The organism is Merdimmobilis hominis (assembly GCF_016901855.1).
Lineage (GTDB): Bacteria > Bacillota > Clostridia > Oscillospirales > Ruminococcaceae > Paludihabitans.
In genome coordinates this window covers 1-2,197 of the sequence record NZ_JACJKY010000047.1, presented here as the reverse complement: position 1 = coordinate 2,197, position 2,197 = coordinate 1, and the positions used below count along the sequence as shown (strand labels likewise).

Below are 2,197 nucleotides of genomic sequence, written 5' to 3'. Positions count from 1 at the left end.
AGGGCGAAATTAGTTGCATGACATAGACCCGAAACCGGGTGACCTATCCATGTCCAGGCTGAAGTGGAAGTAAAATTCCATGGAGGGCCGAACCGACCCCCGTTGAAAAGGTGGCGGATGAGGTGTGGATAGCGGAGAAATTCCAATCGAACCCGGATATAGCTGGTTCTCCTCGAAATAGCTTTAGGGCTAGCCTCATAAAAGATTACCGGAGGTAAAGCACTGAATGGTCTAGGGGCCGAGAGGTTACCGAAACCTATCAAACTCTGAATGCCGGATAATTGATTTATGGGAGTCAGACCGTGTGAGATAAGTTTCACGGTCAAAAGGGAAAGAGCCCAGATCCACAGCTAAGGTCCCAAAGTGCATTTAAGTGGGAAAGGATGTGGAACCGCTAAAACAACCAGGATGTTGGCTTAGAAGCAGCCACACATTCAAAGAGTGCGTAATAGCTCACTGGTCGAGTGGTTCTGCGCCGAAAATTTAACGGGGCTAAAATGTACACCGAAGCTTGGGATGCAGTTTAACTGCGTGGTAGAGGAGCGTCGTATACGGGGTGAAGCATGAGCGGAAGCGCGTGTGGACTGTATAGGAGTGAGAATGCCGGAATGAGTAGCGAGAATTATGTGAGAATCATAATGGCCGAAAGCCTAAGGTTTTAGGAGGAAGGTTCGTCCGCTCCTAGTAAGCCGGGAGCTAAGGTGAGGCCTAGCGGCGTAGCCGATGCACATACGGTGGATATTCCGTAGCCTCTCAAAGATTTAAGCAAAGGGACACTCTGAAAGCGTCTGAGCCGGGCGATGGTAGACCCGGTCGTAAGGGACTGAAACTAGTAGGGAAGCAGATGTAGACGGAGGCGAGAAAAGCTTTGTGGATATCGAGAGAGCCCGTACCGCAAACCGACACAGGTAGGTAGGAAGAGAATTCTAAGGCCAACGGGAGAAGGGTTGTTAAGGAACTCGGCAAGTTGACCCCGTAACTTCGGGAGAAGGGGTGCTCATGCGAATGAGCCGCAGAGAATAGGCCCAGGCGACTGTTTAGCAAAAACACAGGTCTCTGCTAAATCGAAAGATGACGTATAGGGGCTGACACCTGCCCGGTGCCGGAAGGTTAAGAGGAGATGTGAGAGCATTGAATTGAAGCCCCGGTAAACGGCGGCCGTAACTATAACGGTCCTAAGGTAGCGAAATTCCTTGTCAGGTAAGTTCTGACCCGCACGAATGGTGTAACGATCTGGGCACTGTCTCAACAACCCGCCCGGCGAAATTGTAGTACCGGTGAAGATGCCGGTTACCCGCGACTAGACGGAAAGACCCCATGGAGCTTTACTGTAGCTTAATATTGGATTTCGGTAAATGATGTACAGGATAGGTGGGAGACTAGGAAACCAGGGCGTCAGCTTTGGTGGAGTCGATGTTGGGATACCACTCTTTGTTTGCTGAAATTCTAACCTGCGGCCGTGAATCCGGTCGGGGGACAATGTTAGGTGGGCAGTTTGACTGGGGCGGTCGCCTCCAAAAGAGTAACGGAGGCGCTCAAAGGTTCGCTCAGCATGGACGGAAACCATGCTCTTGAGTGTAAACGCAAAAGCGAGCCTGACTGCGAGGATGACGGTCCGAGCAGAAACGAAAGTTGGAGTTAGTGATCCGGCGGTATGTGAGTGGAAATGCCGTCGCTCAACGGATAAAAGCTACCCTGGGGATAACAGGCTGATCTCCCCCAAGAGTCCACATCGACGGGGAGGTTTGGCACCTCGATGTCGGCTCATCGCATCCTGGGGCTGAATTCGGTCCCAAGGGTTTGGCTGTTCGCCAATTAAAGCGGTACGCGAGCTGGGTTCAGAACGTCGTGAGACAGTTCGGTCCCTATCTGTCGTGGGCGCAGGATATTTGAGAGGCGCTGTCCCTAGTACGAGAGGACCGGGATGGACGCACCTCTGGTGCACCAGTTGTCAGGCCTACTGGCACAGCTGGGCAGCTAAGTGCGGAACGGATAAACGCTGAAGGCATCTAAGCGTGAAGCCGCCCTCAAGATAAGATATCCCACTGAGTTAATCAGGTAAGACCCCTTGAAGACTACGAGGTTGATAGGCTCAAGGTGTAAGCACAGTGATGTGTTAAGCCAGCGAGTACTAATCGGTCGAGGGCTTGACCTCGAATTGAATCGAGATGTTGAGTCAAAGATAAGTTCACTTTCG

1 rRNA gene is annotated in these 2,197 nt (G+C 51.8%); it reads left to right on the top strand.

What is annotated here, in order from left to right:
- Nucleotides 1–2,155, top strand: a 23S ribosomal RNA gene (locus H6A12_RS12935); the annotation flags it as partial.
- Nucleotides 2,156–2,197 lie beyond the last annotated feature (42 nt).